The sequence below is a fragment of the Ottowia caeni genome, assembly GCF_050821495.1.
GTDB classification, from domain to species: domain Bacteria; phylum Pseudomonadota; class Gammaproteobacteria; order Burkholderiales; family Burkholderiaceae_C; genus Ottowia; species Ottowia caeni.
Map to the genome: position 1 here is coordinate 1,464,279 of NZ_CP151080.1, position 18,687 is coordinate 1,482,965.

Sequence of the window (18,687 nt, forward strand, 5' to 3'; positions counted from 1 at the left end):
TTATCTCACGCCCCATGTTGGGCATCGCTGCGCTCAGCACCAACCTACGCAGGCACGAAAGCGCATCAAATCCACCAGCTATCTCGCGACCGAAGCTGGTTCACCTTACGTCGGGGCAGGCACTTTCATCTCGAGCAGCATCTGCGCCATTCCTTTGCCCATGGGGTCAGTCCGTAACGAGGACGGGCCGCCGCCGTCCAGCGCCTGATCCATCACGAAGTTAAGCGCCCGCAGCCCCGGCACCTCATATCGCTGAACGCCTCCCTGAACCAAGTGGCCGAAATACGCTTTCACGTGGCTGGCTGTCAGGACCTGCTTCAAGTGCTCGAAGTCAGCCGGGTCCCGCGCAAGTATGGCCACGTTCGACGTATTGCCTTTGTCACCTGATCGGCCGTGCGCAATTTCGATCAGACGGACGCCGATTCCTTCCAACTCCAATTCCGCTGCGTCAGTCTCCAAAGCTTGCGCCTGAATATAGGGGTGCGGCGGCGAACCTCCGGTCGACACCCTGACCACATGCTCCACATCCTGCAGGACCACGCGCGGACTGCCAAAAAGCTCTTTCTCGATCAGGACGGTGAACAGCCTGTGCATCGGCTCAATGGGCGGCCGGGCATTCAATGTGAGAGCACTCCCGCTGGTGGTACCCGGCGCAAACGACACGCCAGGCGCGCGCGACTCTCTTGAAAAAATATCCAGGGCTTCGGGAGAATCGTGGGTGACCACCAAGCGTGCGATGGCTTCCCTGCACTGGCTTGGTCGTGCATGCGGTCCATACCCATCTTCCGCACCGATTACTGTGGCCGCATACCGCGAAAAATCCGCAAATCCGCGCTCCTGCAGCATTCGCCGGGTGCGCTTCAAGAGCGTGTCGCTGGTGCGCCGTGCTTTCGCTACAGCGTTGATTCCGAACACCGACACTTGGGCAGTGCATCGATACCCCGCCTGGTAGCTGGCAGAGACTTTGTAGGTGGCCGGCGCGATGCTGCCACGCGCCCCCTTCACCAGAACCTGATCTGAGCCCACGGCGGTGGTGGTGACCTGGGTGAAGTCACACACCACATCCGGCAAGACGTAATGGGCGGGATCAGCCACTTCGTAAAGAATCTGCTCATTGACCGTCATGGGCTCGACCAGACCGCCAGTGCCAGATGGCTTACTCAAAACAAAGGACCCGTCCGCGTGGCACACGGCATAGGGGTAGCCAATGTTTTCCCAGTCAGGCACGCGCTCCCAGTCGGTAAAAATGCCACCGGTTGCCTGGGCGCCGCATTCAAGCACGTGCCCGGCCAAAGATCCACTTGCAAGCAGATCCCAGTCGTCCTCGGCCCATCCGAACTCATGCATCAGGATGCCCAGGGTAGCTGCACTGTCGACGATTCGCCCCGTGACCACGATGTCCGCACCCAGCGCCAACGCCTTGGCAATAGGTAGCGCTCCAAGATAGGCGTTGGCGCTGTCAACTTTCTCTGGCACAGCTTCGCCAGTATAGAAATCCCGGGCGCCTGATTTGCGCATGTGCTCCATGAGGTGCATGCAATCGTCGCCCAGGACATACGCCACTTTTAGGGATAGCCCCAGTTTGGAAATCTGATCTTCGACGGCCTTCGCGCAGGTGGCTGGGTTAAGTCCACCCGCGTTGGCGACGAGCCGAATTCCCTTGTCGGCGCAGGCGGAAGCGATCTGGGGCAGAACGTAATCGACGAACTCTGTGGAGTAGCCCAGTTTTGGGTTGCTTTTCCGCGTTTGTGAAAACCCGGAAAGCGTCATCTCTGCCAGGTAGTCGAACACCAGATATTGCATGCCTGGCACTTGGGCCAACTGGGTTGGGCCAAGAATGCTGTCACCAACGAAGGCGGAGGCGCCACCTATCAGAACTGTTTTGGGGCTTTGGGTCACAGTCAATCCAGCGAGATGTTCAGGTCTTTGATGATCTTGCCGTTGACGTCGGACTCGCTGCTGAGAAACTTGTCGAAATCAGCCGGCTTGCTTGCAACGGGGTCGGTACTGATCGAGGCCAGCTTGCTGACTAGTTCCGGGTCTTTCAGAACCTCGGCGACCGTACTTGCAAGGCGGTCAACAATGGGTTTTGGGGTATTGGCGGGAGCCAGAAGTCCCGCCCATGCGTAGGCCACCATGTCTGGGTAGCCGGCCTCGCGCATGCTCGGCGCATCGGGCAGTAAAGGCGAGCGGTTTTCTCCAGTGACTGCCAGCGCCGCCAGTTTGCCGCTCTTGATATGAGGCCCCATGGCTGAGATCGCATCGAACATGTAGCCCACTCGACCTGCCAGTAAATCAGAAACCGCCTCGGCGGAGCCCTTGTACGCTATATGCTGGGTCGAGGACATGCCTGCGCTTCGGGCAAACCTCTCGCCGAGCAAGTGGGCGGCAGAGCCTACTCCGCTGCTGGCGAAGCTAAGCGGTGCGTTCTTGTCGCTGCCGGCCGCCACCAATTGCTTGATGCCAGTAACGCCCGGTTTGGCGGAGACCATCACCAGCGAGGTTCTGGTAAGTTGAGAAATAGGTGTCAGGTCGGCGCGGCTGTAGGGAAGCTTCTTGTAAAGCGAAAAATTGTTCGCATACGCACCGATCACCACGAGCAAGGTGTAGCCATCAGGTGCGGCCTTGGCCACGGCTTCTGTACCAATGATGCTGTTGGCACCCGGCTTGTTGTCGATGATGAAGTTCTGCCCCAGCTTGGCAGACATCCGTTTGGCCACTTCGCGCGCAATGATGTCGGTGTTCCCGCCAGCGGGGTAGGGGACCACCACGCGAACCGGGCGATCCGGGTAATTTTTGACAGCATCTGCGAACGCATTCGGGCTTGTCGCAAGCGTTAACGCAGTCACAAGCACTGCAAGAATGTGCGTCCTTCTGCTGGTCCTGATCAATCTGCTCATCGTCATGTCTCCTGGTTTTTTCTGAAGCTGCCACCCCATTATGAAAATCTACGCGGTCATAAGCTATGCTGAAAATCGGGTTTTTGTGATAACCATCAGGCATCGCCATGAACATTGATGATTTGCTGTGGTTGAAGCGTGTGGCCGAGCGGGGTAGCGTGCGCCGCGCGGCCGCTGAGCTGGGCATGAGCCAGCCAGCGCTCTCCAAGTCCCTGCGACGTCTCGAGACAAGCTTTGGACTCAAGCTTTTGAGCGGACGGCTCGGGGCGTCTTGTTGACCGAGGCTGGCAGGGTGGTGTACCAGCGGGCGATCGAGATATCCGACTGGAGTCAGAACATCGCGGCAGATGTGGCCAACTTGAGGTCTGCCAACACAGGCGTGCTCCGCGTCGGTGTTGTTCCGGCACTGACTCAGACCTTGCTCATTCCAGCGGTCAAGGCCATGCTGGAGCAGAGCCGGTTCATGCTCCGCGTTCAACTGAGCGATCAGTTGTTTCAACTACTGAGTACGGGCGAAATTGATTGTGCAATTGCCGCCTTTGACGAAAGCGTGAAACACGAATTCAATCATCAAGTCCTCGGGCAGCAACGCAGCCTCGTGGTTGGGCGAGTGAATCATCCGTTGCAGAGTCAGACGTTTGAGGCCGCAGATCTGGGTGCTCAGCAGTGGGTGCTGTCGCCAAAGCACATTTTGCTCAGGCAGTGGGCCGATGATTTCCTGAAGGAAAAGGCTCGGATCAAGGTGGTTCCAGTCGTGGAGGTGGACGCAACGCCCGCCATACTTGCTCCCTTGATTGAGGCCACGGATCTGTTGACCGTGCTCACCGAGGACGCCCTCAGATCAGATGCCTGTCGCAAACTGCGGGCACTACCAAGCCCCGCACCCGTCTGGTCGTTGGATATAGGCCTATTCTGGCGTCATACGGCGCAGTTTAGCCCCCTCATGGAGCGATTCCGTGGGCTGGTGGGTCAAGCCTATGCAAGCAAATCGGTTCTTGGGGTGCCTTTTCCACGGTAAGTGATGTGGCGTTGAGTGGTTGCCACATCGGAACGCGGAACGCGCCTCCAACGACTTGGAGCGCATTGAGGCTGCAGCGCTGGCCGTCGCCGGTCTCGCTGCTCCCCGTAGGTTGGCGCTGAGCGAAGCGAAGCCCAACAGACAGCGCCACCCATTTCACGCCCCATGTTGGGCATCGCTGCGCTCAGCGCCAACCTACGCAGGCACGAAAGCGTATTAGATCCATCAGCCATCTCGCGACTGAAGTTGGTTCACCTACGTGCATTCGCCGGGCAACTCCTCAACTCGAGCTGGATGAGGGCGCCGAAGCAGCCCAGGGCCCACATGTCTCTATGGGTTGTGGCCGTCCAAACAGGTAGCCCTGGAGCAAGTCGCAACCGTTGGTCAGCAGAAAATCGCGCTGGGCCTCTGTCTCCACGCCTTCTGCCACCACTTCCACGTTCAGTGCTTCACTGATGGCCAAGATAGCCCGCACGATGGCCTGGCTGCCCGAGTCGCCCAGCATGTCGCGTACAAAACCCTGGTCGATCTTGATTTGTTGCAGGGGCAAACGCTTTAAGTAGGCCAGCGAGGAGTAGCCGGTACCAAAATCGTCCAACGAAAACCGGATGCCGACGGCACGCAGTTTCTTCATTCGCTGCACCACAAAATCCAAGTCATCAAGAATGACACTCTCGGTCAATTCCAGCAACAGACGGTCGGGTCGCACGGCGTAGCGTTGGATGGACTGGAGCACTTGCTCTACAAACAGCGGGTCCTTGAACTGGCGCGCACTGACATTGATCGACAACTCCAGATCCTGCGTTGCAGGCGACAGAGACCACGCTCGGAGTTGCTCCAGTCCGGCGTTCAATATCCACGTTCCCAATGGGACAATGAGTCCACAGTCCTCTGCCAAGGGGATGAAGTCGGCAGGGCTGATGGCGCTCCCGTCGGGCTTGATCCAGCGCACCAGGGCCTCCGCCCCCACCACTTTGCCGTTTGCGCTGACTTGTGGCTGGTAGTACAGCGTGAATGCTTGTTGCTCAACGGCGTGGCGCAGGGATTGCTCCAGAGCTGCTCGCTGAGCGACCTGCGCTTGAACTGCTGCGTCGAAGAAACGGATCTGATTGCCACCGGCTTCTTTGCCACTGTGGAGGGCGATTTCCGCCTGCTTGAGCAAGTCGTCCACCCCAAAATCAGTGCCTCTGAACAATGTAATCCCGATGGTCAGCGATGGGTGGTAGGGCAGGATTTGGGAGCCTTCGTGGAGCTGGCAGGGTTCAGAGAGCGTGGCCTGGATCTTTTGCGCTAACTGCTCGGCCCGCTGGCCCGCGACCATGGCTTCCGGGCCCAGGTTCTCCACGACAACGGCGAACTCGTCGTCCCCTAGCCGTGCTGTGGTGTCTGCATTCCTCACGGCGCCCTGCAGGCGGTGAGCCAACTCTTGCAGCAGGCTGTCTCCCGCGTCATGGCCTTTGCTGTCATTGAGGAGTTTGAAGCGGTCAATGTCGACCATTAACAGCATAGCCCACGCGTTGCTTCTGGCGGTTGACAACGTAGCCTGCTGGATGCGGTCCTTCAGCAGGCGGCGGTTGGGCAGATCGGTCAGCAGATCGTAGTTACTGAGCCTATCGAGGCGCTCGCTGGCAATCTTGCGCGCTGTGATGTCCTCTTTGACTGCAACGTAGTGGCTCAACTGCCCTTGTGCATCGATCACTGGCGCAATGGTGGCTAATTCGGTGTAGACGCTTCCGTCTTTTCGGGTGTTGATGAACTCGCCGCTCCAAGTCTGCCGGCGCAGCATAGTGGCCCACAGATCGTCGTAGATCCCTTTGGGCGTAAGGCCATGGTTGAGAATTTTGGGGTTGTGTCCCAGCAACTCTTCCTTGCTGTAGCCGCTGACGTCAATGAATCGCTGGTTGACATACTCAATGGCGCCGCTGGGGTCCGTGATCACCACACTCAAGGGGCTTTGTTCAATGGCCATTAGCAGCCGCTGATTCTCAGCGCCTTTGTGGTCTAGTGCCTCCGCCATCACGTTCAATCCCCGCTCCACCTCGGCCAGTTCATGGATGGTGGATGGTGGCGACATGCGGGCATGGGGTTGCCCCTCACCGATGCGTTTTAAAGCGGACCGCAGCCGCGTCGTCCATCCTTCGATCAAGCCGTAAATTTGCCACCGCGCCACGCATGCCGATATCGAGGTCAGAGCCAGTAGGCCGATCAATTGCCACCAGAGTGTCGTGCGCAGTTCAGTAATGGAGAGGTGCAACGGGGCAGCCACGGTCAGCAGCACCTGTTCGTTGATCACGTTGAGACTGGCAACGCCATGCAGACGCGTCAATTGGTCACCGCCGCTGACTTCCTTGGTGCGAACACCCTCAGCGAGCATGGACACAAGAGCTGCTGTCAGCTCGGAGTCTCTAGTCGGATTTTCTATAAAGCCTGTATGTGTTTTACGGGCCAGAGTTTCTCCGTCACGTGTTTGTAGCGCCACTTCCCAGCCCGGTGCCAGCTCAAAACCGGACAACAGTTGCTTAAAAAAATTCACATCCAGAGCAATGAACAGGACAGCCTGCGATGCATCGGCGCGCAGCATTGGGTAGCCAAACACCAAGCCAGGCTTTCCGGAGATTCGACCGATCACATACTCGCCCTTGGAGAGCATAGGCTGAGGGGCGGATAGCGCTTGCTTGAACCAGAGGCGGTCATCGACATGGGTCACTCGGTTGCTGGTAAGCGCGGTGCAAAACACCACGCCGTCGCTTGTGGCTGCGCCCATGTTGGCGAAGCTGGGATTGGCGTCGAGCAATCGTTTCGAGAGGCCTGAGCATTCTTCCGGATCGCTGGCCTGGAGGTCGTTGGCTCTCGACATGATGCCCATGAGCATCGAAATACGTTCGATCGCTGCATCTTGTGCTTGCTTGGCCATCTCCATTACATGCCGCACCTCTGCCTCCGCAAGACCGACTTGTGTGGCGTGTTTGGTGCGATATTCCCAAAGAATGAACACCAGCAATGGCAATATTGCCAGCGCTATCACTAGCCACAGCCGCAATCGCAGAGTACGCCAAGCTGGGAACATCATTGCAACATTGTCACCGCGAACCGTTGGGCTGCATGGGAAACCACACTAGGGTGGGTCAACCAATACAGTGACGGCTTGCATGAAACTAGAGTAAATGAGAGGGCCTGTCATCAACGAATCTAGTTTAGACATCCTTGCAGAAACAAAAAAGCCCTTGCTAGCAAGGGCTTAGATGTATCTCTGGCGGAAGAGGTGAGATTCGAACTCACGGACCCTTGCGAGTCGCCGGTTTTCAAGACCGGTGCAATCGACCACTCTGCCACTCTTCCTGAATTGGTCTCCTGAATTCTAACTGCTCTGCGTGAGCAGTTTCTTCCAGGTTGTCTCCAAAAGAAACCCGCTGCGCGCAGCGGGCTCGCCTTGGAGGGGCTGAATTACTTCAGCTTGATTTCCTTGTATTCGACATGCTTGCGAGCTTTCGGGTCGAACTTCATGATCGACATTTTCTCGGGCATAGTCTTCTTGTTCTTGCTGGTCGTGTAGAAGTGACCGGTGCCGGCTGTGGATTCCAGCTTGATTTTTTCGCGTCCGCCTTTGGTGGCCATGATGCAGTTCCTTTAACTAGTTCAGGCTTGGCCGCGGGCGCGCATGTCGGCGAGCACGGCGTCGATACCATTCTTGTCGATCAGGCGCAGGGCAGCGCTCGATACGCGCAGGCGTACCCAGCGGTTCTCGCTCTCGACCCAGAAACGGCGGTATTGCAGGTTCGGCAGGAACCGGCGCTTGGTTTTGTTGTTGGCGTGGGAAACGTTGTTCCCGACCATTGGGCCCTTGCCCGTTACTTCGCACACACGTGCCATGAGATCTGACTCCAATCGACAGCCGTTGCTGGCGCCGCCTTGCTTTCAATGATGAAAGGGTAAAAGGGCGACTCGCTTCGGCCTCACCTCGCCAGGATAAGGGTGGCGGTAACCCTGGAATCAGCAGGCCAACAAGCAGCGCCTATTAAGCTACGCCAATTCCGGAAAAGCCTGCGATTATAGCCAGAAAAATGAGCGGTTGCCATATCTGGGTATATGTGTTGCCACATGACCTCAGCAAGGCAGTCCCGCCTGAGGCAAACCGGCCCGGGGGCTTGGCTGTTTATTCGCCTTCCTGCTCCAGGAAGCGTTGCGCGTCAAGCGCGGCCATGCAGCCGGTGCCGGCGCTGGTAATCGCTTGGCGATAGACATGGTCCTGTACGTCACCAGAGGCAAATACACCTGGCACTGAAGTCTGCGTGGCAAAGCCTTTCAGCCCGCCTTGCGTGACGATATAGCCGTTTTCCATGTTCAGATGACCCTGGAAAATTTCGGTATTGGGCGAGTGGCCGATGGCGATGAAGCAGCCCTTGAGTTCAATGTCTTCAGTGCTGCCGTCTTCAGTACTCTTGAGGCGAATGCCTGTCACGCCGGAGTCGTCTCCCAAGACTTCATCCAGGGTGCGGAAGGTTTTCAGTTCGATCTTGCCGGCCGCGACCTTTTCCATCAGCTTGTCAATCAGGATCGGCTCTGCGCGAAACTTGTCTCGGCGGTGCACGAGCACGACCTTGCTAGCGATGTTCGACAGGTAGAGAGCCTCTTCCACGGCGGTGTTGCCGCCGCCCACCACACAGACGGGCTGCTCGCGGTAGAAGAAGCCGTCGCAGGTGGCGCAGGCAGAAACGCCCCGGCCCATGAAGGCTGTTTCAGATGGCAAGCCCAGGTATTTGGCTGAAGCTCCCGTGGCAATAATGAGTGAATCGCAGGTGTATGTGCCGTTGTCGCCGGTGAGGGTGAAGGGGCGCTTGCTGAAGTCGACGCTGTTGATGTGGTCGAAGACAATTTCGGTCTTGAATCGCTCGGCGTGGGCCTGGAACCTTTGCATCAGGTCGGGGCCTTGCACGCCATCGACGTCGGCGGGCCAGTTGTCGACCTCGGTGGTGGTCATCAACTGGCCGCCTTGGGCCATGCCGGTGATGAGCAGGGGATTCAGGTTCGCGCGTGCTGCGTAGATGGCGGCTGTGTAGCCGGCGGGGCCGGAGCCCAGGATCAGGACTTTCGCGTGTTTGGCGTTCATGAGCAGGAACCTTGGGGAAAATACGCCCGCTGAGCTACGATAGGAGCAATGTGAGGTATTTCAAATTGCGCCGGGATGCTGACACGGGCGCTTCGATTTTAATAACATGGGGGAAGCCGTGACGACCGGAGGTTATTGCACATGACGATGCTGTCGAGTCTCGATCTGATTCGCAGGGTTCCCTTGTTTTCAATGCTGACTGAGTCGCAAGCGGCTTCAGTGGCCGACTCCGTGATCAAGCGTCGCTTCAAGCGCGGTGAGGTCATTGTCGAGCAGGGGAAGAAATCCAACGCGCTGTTCATTCTGCTCAATGGCAGGGCGCGCGTGATAACGGCCGATGGCCGTGGCAGAGAGGTGATTTTGGCGACGCTGCAACCGGGAGACCATATTGGCGAGATGAGCCTCATCGACAACGAGCCGCATTCCGCCACTGTCCGCGCCGAAGTGCAGACCGATGTCCTGATGCTTGGGCGCCTGGAGTTCGCACGCTGCCTCCCGGAAAATTCTTCCATGGCCTACGCCGTCATGCGTGGGCTGGTCCAGCGTCTTCGCCATGCGGATCGCAAGATCGAATCGTTGGCGCTGATGGACGTTTATGGTCGTGTGGCGCGGTCATTGCTGGAGGCGGCCACCGAAAGCGAGGACGGAGAGTTGCTTATTCGCGACAAGATCTCGCGCCAGGATATTGCCAAGATGGTGGGCGCCTCCCGCGAAATGGTCAGCCGCGTGATGAAGGACCTGGAGGAACGGGGGTTCATCAAGACACAAGAGAGCGGCCTGGTTCTTGTCAAGGAGCGCTTGAACACGCTGGAATGAATTTCGGTCTGGTTCGGGCGGGTCGCATGCGGTAAGCTTCGGGGCTGTAGTTATATCCATGGCTTACTCACTCAATACCCTTAACACCCCCGTTGGCGCGTCGGCGCCGCGCAGTGGTGCCAGTCGATTCGCGCAGGAGCTCCTGCTGGTACTTGGTTTGGCCGCGCTGATCTTTTGCGTGATGGCCCTGGTCAGTCACTCGCCCCAGGACGCTGCATGGTCCACTTCAGGTGCGGGCGGGCCGATCAAGAACTGGGCTGGAAAGATCGGTGCCTGGCTCTCCGACCTGGCCTATGTGCTTTTCGGGTTTTCCATTTGGTGGTGTGTGGCCGCAGGCGCGCATGCCTGGTTTTCTGGCGTGCTGCGCTGGTTGAGGGCCACTCCATTCGGGGCAGAGGCGCCTACCGATGTCTGGAGCCGCTTGCTGCATACCCGAGCGGCTTTCTGGTGCGGGCTTGTCCTGTTGATGGCTGCGAGCACGGGGCTCGAGTGGACGCGGCTTTACCGCTGGGAGGGGCACCTTCCGGGCTCCGCTGGCGGCGTCATCGGTTACCTGGGCGGGCCGTTGGCAGTCAAATGGCTGGGCTTCACGGGGTCTGCGTTGCTGGGCATTGGCGCGAGCTTGGTGGGGGCTGCATTGGTGTTCCGGTTTTCCTGGAGCCGCCTGGCAGAGCGCATCGGTGCCGGCATGTATTCCCTGCTCGAAATGCGACGCGAGAAGCGCGAAGCTGCGCAAGACAAGGCACTGGGCCAGCAGGCTGCTCGTGAACGCGAAGAGGTGGTGCACCATGTGCGCGAGGAAATCGAAGTGCAGAACCCGGCTCCGGTGCTGATCGAACCGGTTGTAGCCCAGGTACCCAAGAGTGAACGGGTAGCGAAAGAAAAGCAAAAGCCGCTGTTCACAGAGTTGCCCGACAGCCGCTTGCCGCAGGTTGATTTGCTCGATGGGGCTCTGGTGCGCCAGGAAACTGTGGCTCCTGAGACACTGGAGATGACCAGTCGCCTGATCGAGAAGAAGCTCAAGGACTTCGGCGTGGAGGTGCGCGTGGTCATGGCTTCGCCAGGTCCCGTGATCACGCGTTACGAGATTGAGCCCGCCACAGGCGTGAAGGGCTCGCAGGTGGTCAATCTGGCCAAGGATCTGGCGCGCAGCCTGAGTCTGGTGTCTATACGTGTCATCGAGACCATTCCAGGCAAGAACTTCATGGCGCTGGAACTGCCCAACGCCAAGCGGCAGTCGATTCGCCTGTCTGAAATTCTGGGTTCGCAGGTCTACCACGAGGCCCGTTCCATGCTGACGATCGGCCTGGGCAAGGACATCGTCGGTCATCCGGTGGTGGCCGATCTGGCCAAAATGCCGCACGTGCTGGTAGCTGGTACCACGGGTTCAGGCAAGTCGGTCGGTATCAACGCCATGATTTTGAGCTTGCTTTACAAGGCAGAGCCCAAGGATGTGCGCTTGCTGATGATCGACCCCAAGATGCTGGAAATGTCTATGTATGAAGGCATTCCGCACCTTCTGGCGCCGGTGGTCACGGACATGAAGCAGGCTGCCAATGGCTTGAACTGGTGTGTGGCCGAGATGGAGCGGCGCTACAAGCTGATGAGCAAGGCCGGCGTGCGCAACCTGGCAGGCTTCAACCAGAAAATCGACGAAGCCAAGGCACGTGGCGAGTTCATATTCAACCCATTCAGCCTGACGCCGGATGACCCCGAGCCGCTGGACAGAATGCCGCACATCGTGGTGGTCATCGACGAGCTCGCTGATTTGATGATGGTGGTGGGCAAGAAAATTGAGGAGCTGATTGCGCGCCTGGCGCAGAAAGCACGTGCCGCCGGCATTCACTTGATTCTGGCTACCCAGCGGCCCAGCGTGGATGTGATCACGGGGCTGATCAAGGCCAACATTCCGACCCGCATTGCCTTCCAGGTTTCCAGCAAAATTGATAGCCGCACCATTCTTGACCAGATGGGGGCAGAGGCCTTGCTGGGCATGGGCGACATGCTCTACATGCCCAGCGGCACTGGCTTCCCTATCCGGGTGCACGGTGCTTTCGTCAGCGATGATGAGGTGCACCGCGTGGTCGACTATCTCAAGAGCCAGGGCGAGCCCAATTACATAGAGGGCGTGCTCGAGGGCGGCGTGGCTGATGGGGAAGAGGGCGGCTTGGGTGAGGGCGGCGACGGGGAGGAGAAAGACCCCATGTATGACCAGGCGGTCGAGATTGTTCTGAAGAATCGCAAGGCCAGCATCTCGCTGGTGCAGCGCCACTTGAAGATTGGTTACAACCGTGCCGCGCGTCTGGTGGAAGATATGGAGAAAGCGGGTCTCGTCAGCGCCATGAGTGGTAGCGGCCAACGCGAAATTCTTGTGCCGGCGCGTGGCGACTAGCTGGCGACTAGCGGTACCTCATTCTATTAAGTGTCGTTCCCGCATCTGGATGTATCCGTTGGTTGCGGGGTCGAACCTTCATCATTTCGGTGACTCCATCAAGCTCCTATGAAAACAAGTATTCGTTTCATCAGAGTTGCAGTTGTTATGGCCATGGCCGCGGGGGCGTCAGCGTCCTGGGCCGGCGGTATGGACAGCCTGGAACAGTTCGTGAAAACCGCTCGCACGGGCAAGGCGGGTTTCACGCAGGTCGTGACTTCGCCCGCGAAGGAAGGACAAACTGCTCGCAGCAAGACACAAAGCGGCACCTTCGAGTTTCAGCGGCCGGGCAAGTTCCGGTTTCACTACACCAAGCCTTTCGAGCAGACCATAGTCGCAGATGGGCAAACCTTGTGGCTGTACGACGTAGATCTTAAACAGGTGACTGCACGTCCGCAGGAGCAGATATTGGGTTCAACCCCGGCTGCTATTGTGGCTGCTGCGCCCAACGTGAAGTCGCTGGAGAAGGACTTCACTCTGAGCGAGGAGCCCGACAAGGATGGGCAGCAGTGGGTGAAGGCCACTCCCAAGACCCGCGACGGCCAGTTGCAGAGTGTTCTCGTGGGGTTCCGGCAAGGCCCCAAGGGTTCTGAACTGGGCACCCTCGAGATTCTCGACAGCTTTGGTCAGCGCTCTGTTCTAACGTTCACGGCGTTCGAGATGAACGCAGAAGTGCCCGCCAGTGCTTTCCAGTTCAAGCCGCCTCAGGGCGTGGATGTGTTGCGAAACTGAATGAGAGCCGGGTAGCCGATCGCGTCCCAAGACGCTCCAGGAAAGGCGGGCGCGGGGCCGGATCAATGGGCGCTGGCTACGCAAGCCCCATGCCTCTGGCGCGCAAGGCGGCTTCTGCTCTGCTGCTGATGTTCAGTTTGCGGTAGATGTTCTTGACGTGGTCGCCCACGGTGTACCTCGAGATGCCAAGTGATTCGCCAATTTCGGCAATACGAACCCCTTGCGCCAATAGGCACAATACCTCGCGTTCGCGCGCGCTGAGATCTTCTCGGCTTTCAAGGGGCGGCGCTTTGGCAGGTGGTGCAGCTTGAAAGTGGCGCAACAGCCGCCTGGCGATGGCAGGAGACAGCGGCGGTTGCCCTTGAACGATTCCTTTCAGTTGGGTGGCCAGCCACGATATGGGGTGATCCTTCAGCAAGTATCCCTGGGCGCCGGCTTGGAGAGCCTGGAAAAGATTTTCGTCGTCGTCATGAATCGTGGAGACCACTATGGCGCAGTTCGATTGACGCTGCGCCAGCTGGGCGATCACGTCCCGGCCATGACCATCACCGAGAGATAGATCCACCAGGGCGAGATCGAAGCTGTTTGTCTCGATCAAGGCCATGGCCTCGCGCACGCTGCGCGCTGTCGTGCATACGACGTCGTTGAAGGCTTCCCGCACCGCCGTTTCCACAATGGTGAGCGCATCGGGCAGATCGTCAAGAAGCAGTGCTTGATTCATATGGTGGCTGTTCTGCGATGTTCATTGGAATTTCAACGACCTGCTCAGCAAAGCCTTGTTCCGTGAGGCCGGTCCGAAGTGTGCCACCCCAGGTCTGAAGCCGTTGGCGCATGCCCTGCAGTCCGCGTCCTTCCACCCATTGGCTGGGCGTGCCGACCGCGCCGTCATTTTGAATGACGAGCTGGAGTGCTGCAGAACGCAACGTGAAAGCGATTTTCACCTGCATCGGGCGCGCATGGCGCAGTGCGTTGGTCAGGCCTTCACGCAGTGCACGTTCGAGGACGACCTTTTGACGTGCCGCCAGGGAAGGTGTCTCGCCGTCGCCAGGCATTTCCGTGGTCCAAGTGAGTTGAACCTGTGCGGCTTCGCAGCGAGCGCTTGCCTCGGCACGCCAGTCGGCGAGTGCGTCTGTCAAGGGGGCATCGCGTGCATCCATCCCGTGCAGTGCTGAGCGCAGGTCGTGCATGGCTGAGCGCGCGAGTTCGGCCAATTCGGGAGAATTGGCGCGGTGGATCAGCATGAGAAGGCGTGCGCCCACGTCGTCGTGCATGTCGCGGGAAATTCGGCGGCGCTCCTCGTCGGCACCGCGTTCGTAGGCGTTTCGGCTGGCCTGAGCCTGGTCCATGAGCTGACACAAGGCATTGAGTAGAGACGCATCCTTGGTAGAAAACAAACGTTGACCGCGTGACGGATAGCGCAACCGGCGGGCCGCAATGCTGCCGCAGGCAGGGACCTCAAGCGTCAGACCTTCGTCCGTCAGTCTGGCATGCTGTCCTGCAAAATCACTGCTTTCCAGCTGCATGGGATCATGAATACGGCGAAGAAGATCGTCCCACAACATTTCCTGCGCAGGCCGAGAAGGCTGGAACGCGATGCGCACCACGTCGGGCAGCAACTCTTGCACCTGAAGGCCGGGGCGGTGTGTGAAGCGCTGCCATAGCCACTGCCGAGCCGGGAAGTAGAGTGCACCACAGATCCAGAGGGATGCCCCCAACGCCAGGCCGGCCGACCAATCCAGCAGCACGATGAGCAGTGCGTCGACTCCCACCACCGCCAATGCGCCGCCTACCCACACCAGCATGCGCCAAGCCCATTCATCCAGGTCGAACAGGCGATAGCGCTTGAGCCCGAGTGCGATGCCTACGTAGATGAGCAGGAAAAACCCGAATGCATACCCCTGCGGTAGTGGTGGTATCCAGCCCAATACCGCAGTGGCGATGATGAGAAGAATGAACAACCCACTGCCCACCAGCAGCGACAGGCTGAGCCAGCGCAGGCTGGCGCGGGCCAGTGCATCACTCCGGTTGCAACGCCACTGCACTACCGCCAGTGCGATAGCTATCAGGAGCATGGCAAGAATGGCTGCTTGTCTTCCCCAATAGGGACTGGGTGCGATGCGCAGGAGGTCGGTCAGCCACCATGCGTTGAAAACCAGGAAAGGCCAGATGACATGTGCTGGACGCACCAGTGGAGTGGGATGCATCAGGAAGATGCAGCCTAGCGCAGTGCCAAATTGTGCGGTGCCCAGGTAATTCAGCTGCCCGAGCCATTGGAATAAATCGCCTGGCAAGGCGAGCTCGCGCGTGCTATAGATGGCCGCTGGCATCACGAATACCGGAAACATAAGCCCGGTGACTCCGAACATGCGAGCTCCCCATTCGCCGGGGCGCAGCACCCAGATCCAGCAGGCGATCAAGCAGCCCGCGACCGACACACCGATCTGGAACCAGAAAAGGAGGGGAAGGTGGCTGAGTGCTCGTTCTCGCGGTGTGACGGTGGAGGTTTGCGCGGGCGTCCCAGGTCCGGCTCGCCATTGCAGTTCCACGACGGAGCCCTGCAGCATGGTGGCTATGGTGTTCTGGCGTGCTAGGAATTCTTCGAGCCGGGCGTAGGTCGGGAGCATGTCGGGCTCTTCCATGACGTCTTCAGCCTTGAGTGCAATCGCCTCGTGCCTCGGGCGTGCAATCGCCAAGAGTGTGGCGCCCGCCGGGATGCCATCCAGCCGACTTGCCGTGACAACCACCGTTTCCTGATCGCCTGGGGATAGCTTCAGCCCCATCCAGGGCGTTTTCAGTGCGATAGAAACCGTCAATGCCGTGGCAACCAGGCAGTAGGCGAGCGCGCCAAAGAGCCATAGTGCGGGCGGTCGGTGCTGTGAAAGGATTTGCCAGGCAAACGGAGCCATATTTCAACGACAGCTAATCGAGTAAGACGGTTTCATACGCAAGATAGTCCAGCATTTATCAACTCTTTCTTTCTTCTTACTCTTTCACTTTTTAAGGCAGGTGGTCTGGCTTTCTGATCCCGTGTTCGCGGGATTGCGAGACACACGATGATTTACAAAAATGTTGGGCGTAGATACATTTTTAACCAAAAGGAACACCCGCAATGAGTAATTTGTCTCGTTTCACGGCTCGGCGGCCATTGCTGTGGCTCGCCGCTGCGGCGCTCTTGGCGGGCGCGACGGCCTGTGGTGGCGATTCTGACTCTTCTGAATCAGGGGCTAATCCGGCCACCCCTACGACCCCCACTCCACCTGGGACGCCCACCACCCCCGCCACGCCGAATGCGACGAAACTTTTCGGCACGGCGGTGACCAGTGCACCTATCAAAGGTGGCCAAGTGCAGGTGCAATGCGATGGTTCAACGGCCGTATTGAGCGCCGTGACATCGGCAACTGGTGCCTGGCAGGTCGACACCACTGGCCAGACACTGCCTTGTGCTGTGCGGGTTTCCGGTGGCGATCTTCCCGCGGGGCTGGCTTACCACTCTCTGGCCTGGTCCTATGACAGCATCAATATTTCTCCGCTGACGGAGCTAATGGTGGCCAATGCGGTAGGCAAGGTGCCCGCCGCATGGTGGGGTAGTACCGGTCCGGCTGATCTGAAAGGCTTGTCACAGTCGGCAATGGACAAGGCATTGGCGGCGCTGCGTGCCGCGCTGGGCGTCTCCGGCCTGAATGAAGTAGACCCATCAACCGTGGTCTCTCAGGACAAACTTCTGGAGGCTCTTCAGGCACTGCAGCTGGCCTTGACGCAAACTGGCATCGATTTTTCTGGGCTGATTTCGTCGGCTGCCTCCGGCGCCTTTGTGCTTCCAGACAATCTGCGCGTTGCCTTGGCGAACAACTACGCAGCTGTGACAGGTGGTGGTGGTGGTGGTGGTGGTGGTGTGGGGCCGGTAGTTCCAGGCTCTGGCGGCAACTACACGCTAACGCTCACCTACACGGCAAGCGGCGTATCCGGTCCAGCGATCACCATCGAGAATATTCCAAAGCCATCCTCGCAAGACGAATTCTGCGGGTGGGTGAATGATCCTTCGAGCAACCTGTCGCTTAGCCAGGTTAGCAACGGCGCAGCTGGCAGTCTGACTATCAACAGCTGCTCGTTCAGCGGCAACGTGGGCCAGGTGAGCGCGACGATAGCCATCACGGCGCCAATTGCCATGACGGTGCCGTACAGCGTGACCTACACGTATCGATAAAAACGTTCATTCGAGGGCCCGGGCGCCGAGATCCCCAAACCCTCGTCGGTAGGGCAGATCCCAGATCTGGATCTGGGCTGATGGCTCTGCGGGCTAATATCGGGCAATGCCCGATTTGTTCGCACAGGAGCCCTCGGCCCCACTCGCTGAAATCCTACGCCCGAAGACCCTCGACGAGGTTGTTGGGCAGTCTCATCTGCTGGGAGAGGGCAAGCCGCTGCGGCTGGCGTTCCTGTCAGGCAAGCCCCATTCCATGATCTTCTGGGGCCCGCCCGGGGTGGGCAAAACGACTCTGGCGCGGCTGACCGCCACGGCGTTCAAGTGCGAGTTCATCGCCCTGTCGGCGGTGTTTTCAGGCGTGAAGGATATCCGCGCTGCCATGGAACAGGCGCAGCATAACTTGAGCCTGGGTAAGCACACCATCTTGTTTGTCGACGAAATCCACAGATTCAACAAGTCGCAGCAAGATGCGCTTCTTCCTTATGCGGAAAGTGGGCTGGTCACGTTCATTGGGGCTACTACCGAAAATCCTTCATTCGAAGTGAACTCCGCCTTGCTCTCTCGGGCGCAGGTCTACGTGCTCAAATCGCTCACGGAAGATGAATTGCGGCAGCTTCTTCGGCGCGCCAAGGAGAAGGCGCTCGGCGATCTCGAGTTTGAGGAACGGGCCACGGACACCATCATTGGCTATGCCGACGGAGACGCCCGCAGATTTCTGAACCTGCTGGAACAATGCCACACTGCGGCGGGCGCCACGGGTGTGCAGAAGATCGATTCTGACTTCGTGCAGAACGCCCTGACCTTGAACTCACGGCGTTTCGACAAAGGCGGAGACAACTTCTACGACCAGATCTCGGCGCTGCACAAGTCCGTGCGTGGGTCGCACCCGGATGCGGCACTCTATTGGCTGACACGCATGCTCGACGGCGGTGCTGACCCCCGGTATTTGTCACGGCGCATTGTGCGCATGGCCTGGGAAGATATTGGCCTGGCAGATCCCAGAGCCATGCAGATCGCCAACGATGCCGCCTTGACCTACGAGCGGCTGGGCAGCCCGGAAGGCGAGCTTGCACTTGGGCAGGCCGTGATCTACCTGGCGGTCGCAGCCAAGAGCAATGCGGGCTACAACGCCTACAACGCCGCCCGTGCGTTCGTAAAGCAGGACAAGAGCCGGGAGGTTCCGGTTCACCTGCGCAATGCACCGACCAAGCTCATGAAGGAACTTGGATATGGGCATGAGTACCGCTATGCCCATGATGAACCCAATGCCTACGCTGCGGGTGAGACCTACCTGCCCGACGGCATCCGGGAGCCGGGTTGGTATCAGCCTGTGCCGCGCGGGCTGGAAACGAAGATCGGCGAGAAGCTGGCTCTTCTGAAGAAGTGGGACGAAGAGGCACGCAAATCCGGCAAGTGATTTTCTTCAGGTGGATGCGTCCCAGCTTAGGTTGAGGCGTCCAGCGGGTGGACTCTTTTACA

The 18,687-nt window shown here is 58.9% G+C and carries 15 protein-coding genes and 1 tRNA gene; 7 read left to right on the forward strand and 9 right to left on the reverse strand.

All coding sequences use genetic code 11. The features are described from left to right. Positions 1 to 105: 105 nt before the first annotated feature. Both AAAK34_RS07165 and AAAK34_RS07170 read right to left on the reverse strand, forming a co-directional pair. Entirely contained in the window at positions 106 to 1,899 is a 1,794-nt protein-coding gene (locus tag AAAK34_RS07165; protein WP_231693411.1) for an acyclic terpene utilization AtuA family protein, read from the reverse strand. A gap of 2 nt (positions 1,900 to 1,901) precedes the next feature. Further along, positions 1,902 to 2,900 (reverse strand): tripartite tricarboxylate transporter substrate binding protein, encoded by a 999-nt coding sequence (locus AAAK34_RS07170; RefSeq protein ID WP_231693410.1) that lies wholly within the window; start codon positions 2,898 to 2,900, stop codon positions 1,902 to 1,904. Positions 2,901 to 3,007: 107 nt separating this feature from the next. Here AAAK34_RS07170 and AAAK34_RS07175 point away from each other — a divergent pair, with 107 nt between their 5' ends. Both AAAK34_RS07175 and AAAK34_RS07180 read left to right on the forward strand, forming a co-directional pair. After that, positions 3,008 to 3,178: a LysR family transcriptional regulator gene (locus tag AAAK34_RS07175; protein ID WP_431777888.1), complete on the forward strand. Its 171-nt coding sequence runs from the start codon at positions 3,008 to 3,010 to the stop codon at positions 3,176 to 3,178. Further along, a complete protein-coding gene (locus AAAK34_RS07180) occupies positions 3,172 to 3,918 on the forward strand; it encodes a LysR family transcriptional regulator substrate-binding protein (protein ID WP_431777889.1) in 747 nt (248 codons plus the stop codon). The genes AAAK34_RS07175 and AAAK34_RS07180 overlap by 7 nt, the downstream gene beginning before the upstream one ends. A gap of 280 nt (positions 3,919 to 4,198) precedes the next feature. Here AAAK34_RS07180 and AAAK34_RS07185 read toward each other — a convergent pair whose 3' ends face one another. The 5 genes from AAAK34_RS07185 to trxB form a co-directional block, all read right to left on the reverse strand. After that, positions 4,199 to 6,988, reverse strand: a complete 2,790-nt coding sequence (locus tag AAAK34_RS07185) for an EAL domain-containing protein (protein ID WP_431777890.1) — start codon at positions 6,986 to 6,988, stop codon at positions 4,199 to 4,201. A gap of 181 nt (positions 6,989 to 7,169) precedes the next feature. Then, a tRNA-Ser gene (locus AAAK34_RS07190) sits at positions 7,170 to 7,257 on the reverse strand. A 105-nt stretch (positions 7,258 to 7,362) separates the two neighbouring features. Next, positions 7,363 to 7,533, reverse strand: a complete 171-nt coding sequence (rpmG, locus tag AAAK34_RS07195) for a 50S ribosomal protein L33 (protein ID WP_006298735.1) — start codon at positions 7,531 to 7,533, stop codon at positions 7,363 to 7,365. A gap of 21 nt (positions 7,534 to 7,554) precedes the next feature. After that, positions 7,555 to 7,788: a 50S ribosomal protein L28 gene (gene rpmB / locus AAAK34_RS07200; protein ID WP_028601562.1), complete on the reverse strand. Its 234-nt coding sequence runs from the start codon at positions 7,786 to 7,788 to the stop codon at positions 7,555 to 7,557. A gap of 283 nt (positions 7,789 to 8,071) precedes the next feature. Then, a complete protein-coding gene (gene trxB / locus AAAK34_RS07205) occupies positions 8,072 to 9,025 on the reverse strand; it encodes a thioredoxin-disulfide reductase (protein WP_231693408.1) in 954 nt (317 codons plus the stop codon). A 141-nt stretch (positions 9,026 to 9,166) separates the two neighbouring features. Between trxB and AAAK34_RS07210 the strand changes: the two genes are divergently transcribed. The 3 genes from AAAK34_RS07210 (at position 9,167) to lolA (ending at position 13,004) form a co-directional block, all read left to right on the forward strand. Further along, on the forward strand, positions 9,167 to 9,841 hold the full coding sequence (locus AAAK34_RS07210; protein ID WP_231693407.1) for a Crp/Fnr family transcriptional regulator: 675 nt from the start codon (positions 9,167 to 9,169) through the stop codon (positions 9,839 to 9,841). A gap of 58 nt (positions 9,842 to 9,899) precedes the next feature. Next, the gene (locus tag AAAK34_RS07215) at positions 9,900 to 12,233 is read left to right on the forward strand and encodes a DNA translocase FtsK (protein ID WP_431777891.1); all 2,334 of its coding nucleotides are present in this window, start codon (positions 9,900 to 9,902) and stop codon (positions 12,231 to 12,233) included. Between the two features lie 108 nt (positions 12,234 to 12,341). Then, positions 12,342 to 13,004, forward strand: coding sequence for an outer membrane lipoprotein chaperone LolA (gene lolA / locus AAAK34_RS07220; RefSeq protein WP_231693406.1), 663 nt, complete (start codon positions 12,342 to 12,344; stop codon positions 13,002 to 13,004). Between the two features lie 76 nt (positions 13,005 to 13,080). On the opposite strand, the gene AAAK34_RS07225 is transcribed toward lolA, so the two are convergent. Both AAAK34_RS07225 and AAAK34_RS07230 read right to left on the reverse strand, forming a co-directional pair. After that, positions 13,081 to 13,725 (reverse strand): response regulator transcription factor, encoded by a 645-nt coding sequence (locus tag AAAK34_RS07225; protein ID WP_231693405.1) that lies wholly within the window; start codon positions 13,723 to 13,725, stop codon positions 13,081 to 13,083. Next, positions 13,703 to 15,910, reverse strand: coding sequence for a hypothetical protein (locus tag AAAK34_RS07230; protein ID WP_431777892.1), 2,208 nt, complete (start codon positions 15,908 to 15,910; stop codon positions 13,703 to 13,705). The genes AAAK34_RS07225 and AAAK34_RS07230 overlap by 23 nt, the downstream gene beginning before the upstream one ends. Before the next feature lie 203 nt (positions 15,911 to 16,113). Between AAAK34_RS07230 and AAAK34_RS07235 the strand changes: the two genes are divergently transcribed. Continuing rightward, entirely contained in the window at positions 16,114 to 17,208 is a 1,095-nt protein-coding gene (locus AAAK34_RS07235; RefSeq protein WP_231693403.1) for a hypothetical protein, read from the forward strand. Positions 17,209 to 17,314: 106 nt separating this feature from the next. Beyond that, a complete protein-coding gene (locus AAAK34_RS07240) occupies positions 17,315 to 18,625 on the forward strand; it encodes a replication-associated recombination protein A (RefSeq protein ID WP_231693402.1) in 1,311 nt (436 codons plus the stop codon). Positions 18,626 to 18,687 lie beyond the last annotated feature (62 nt).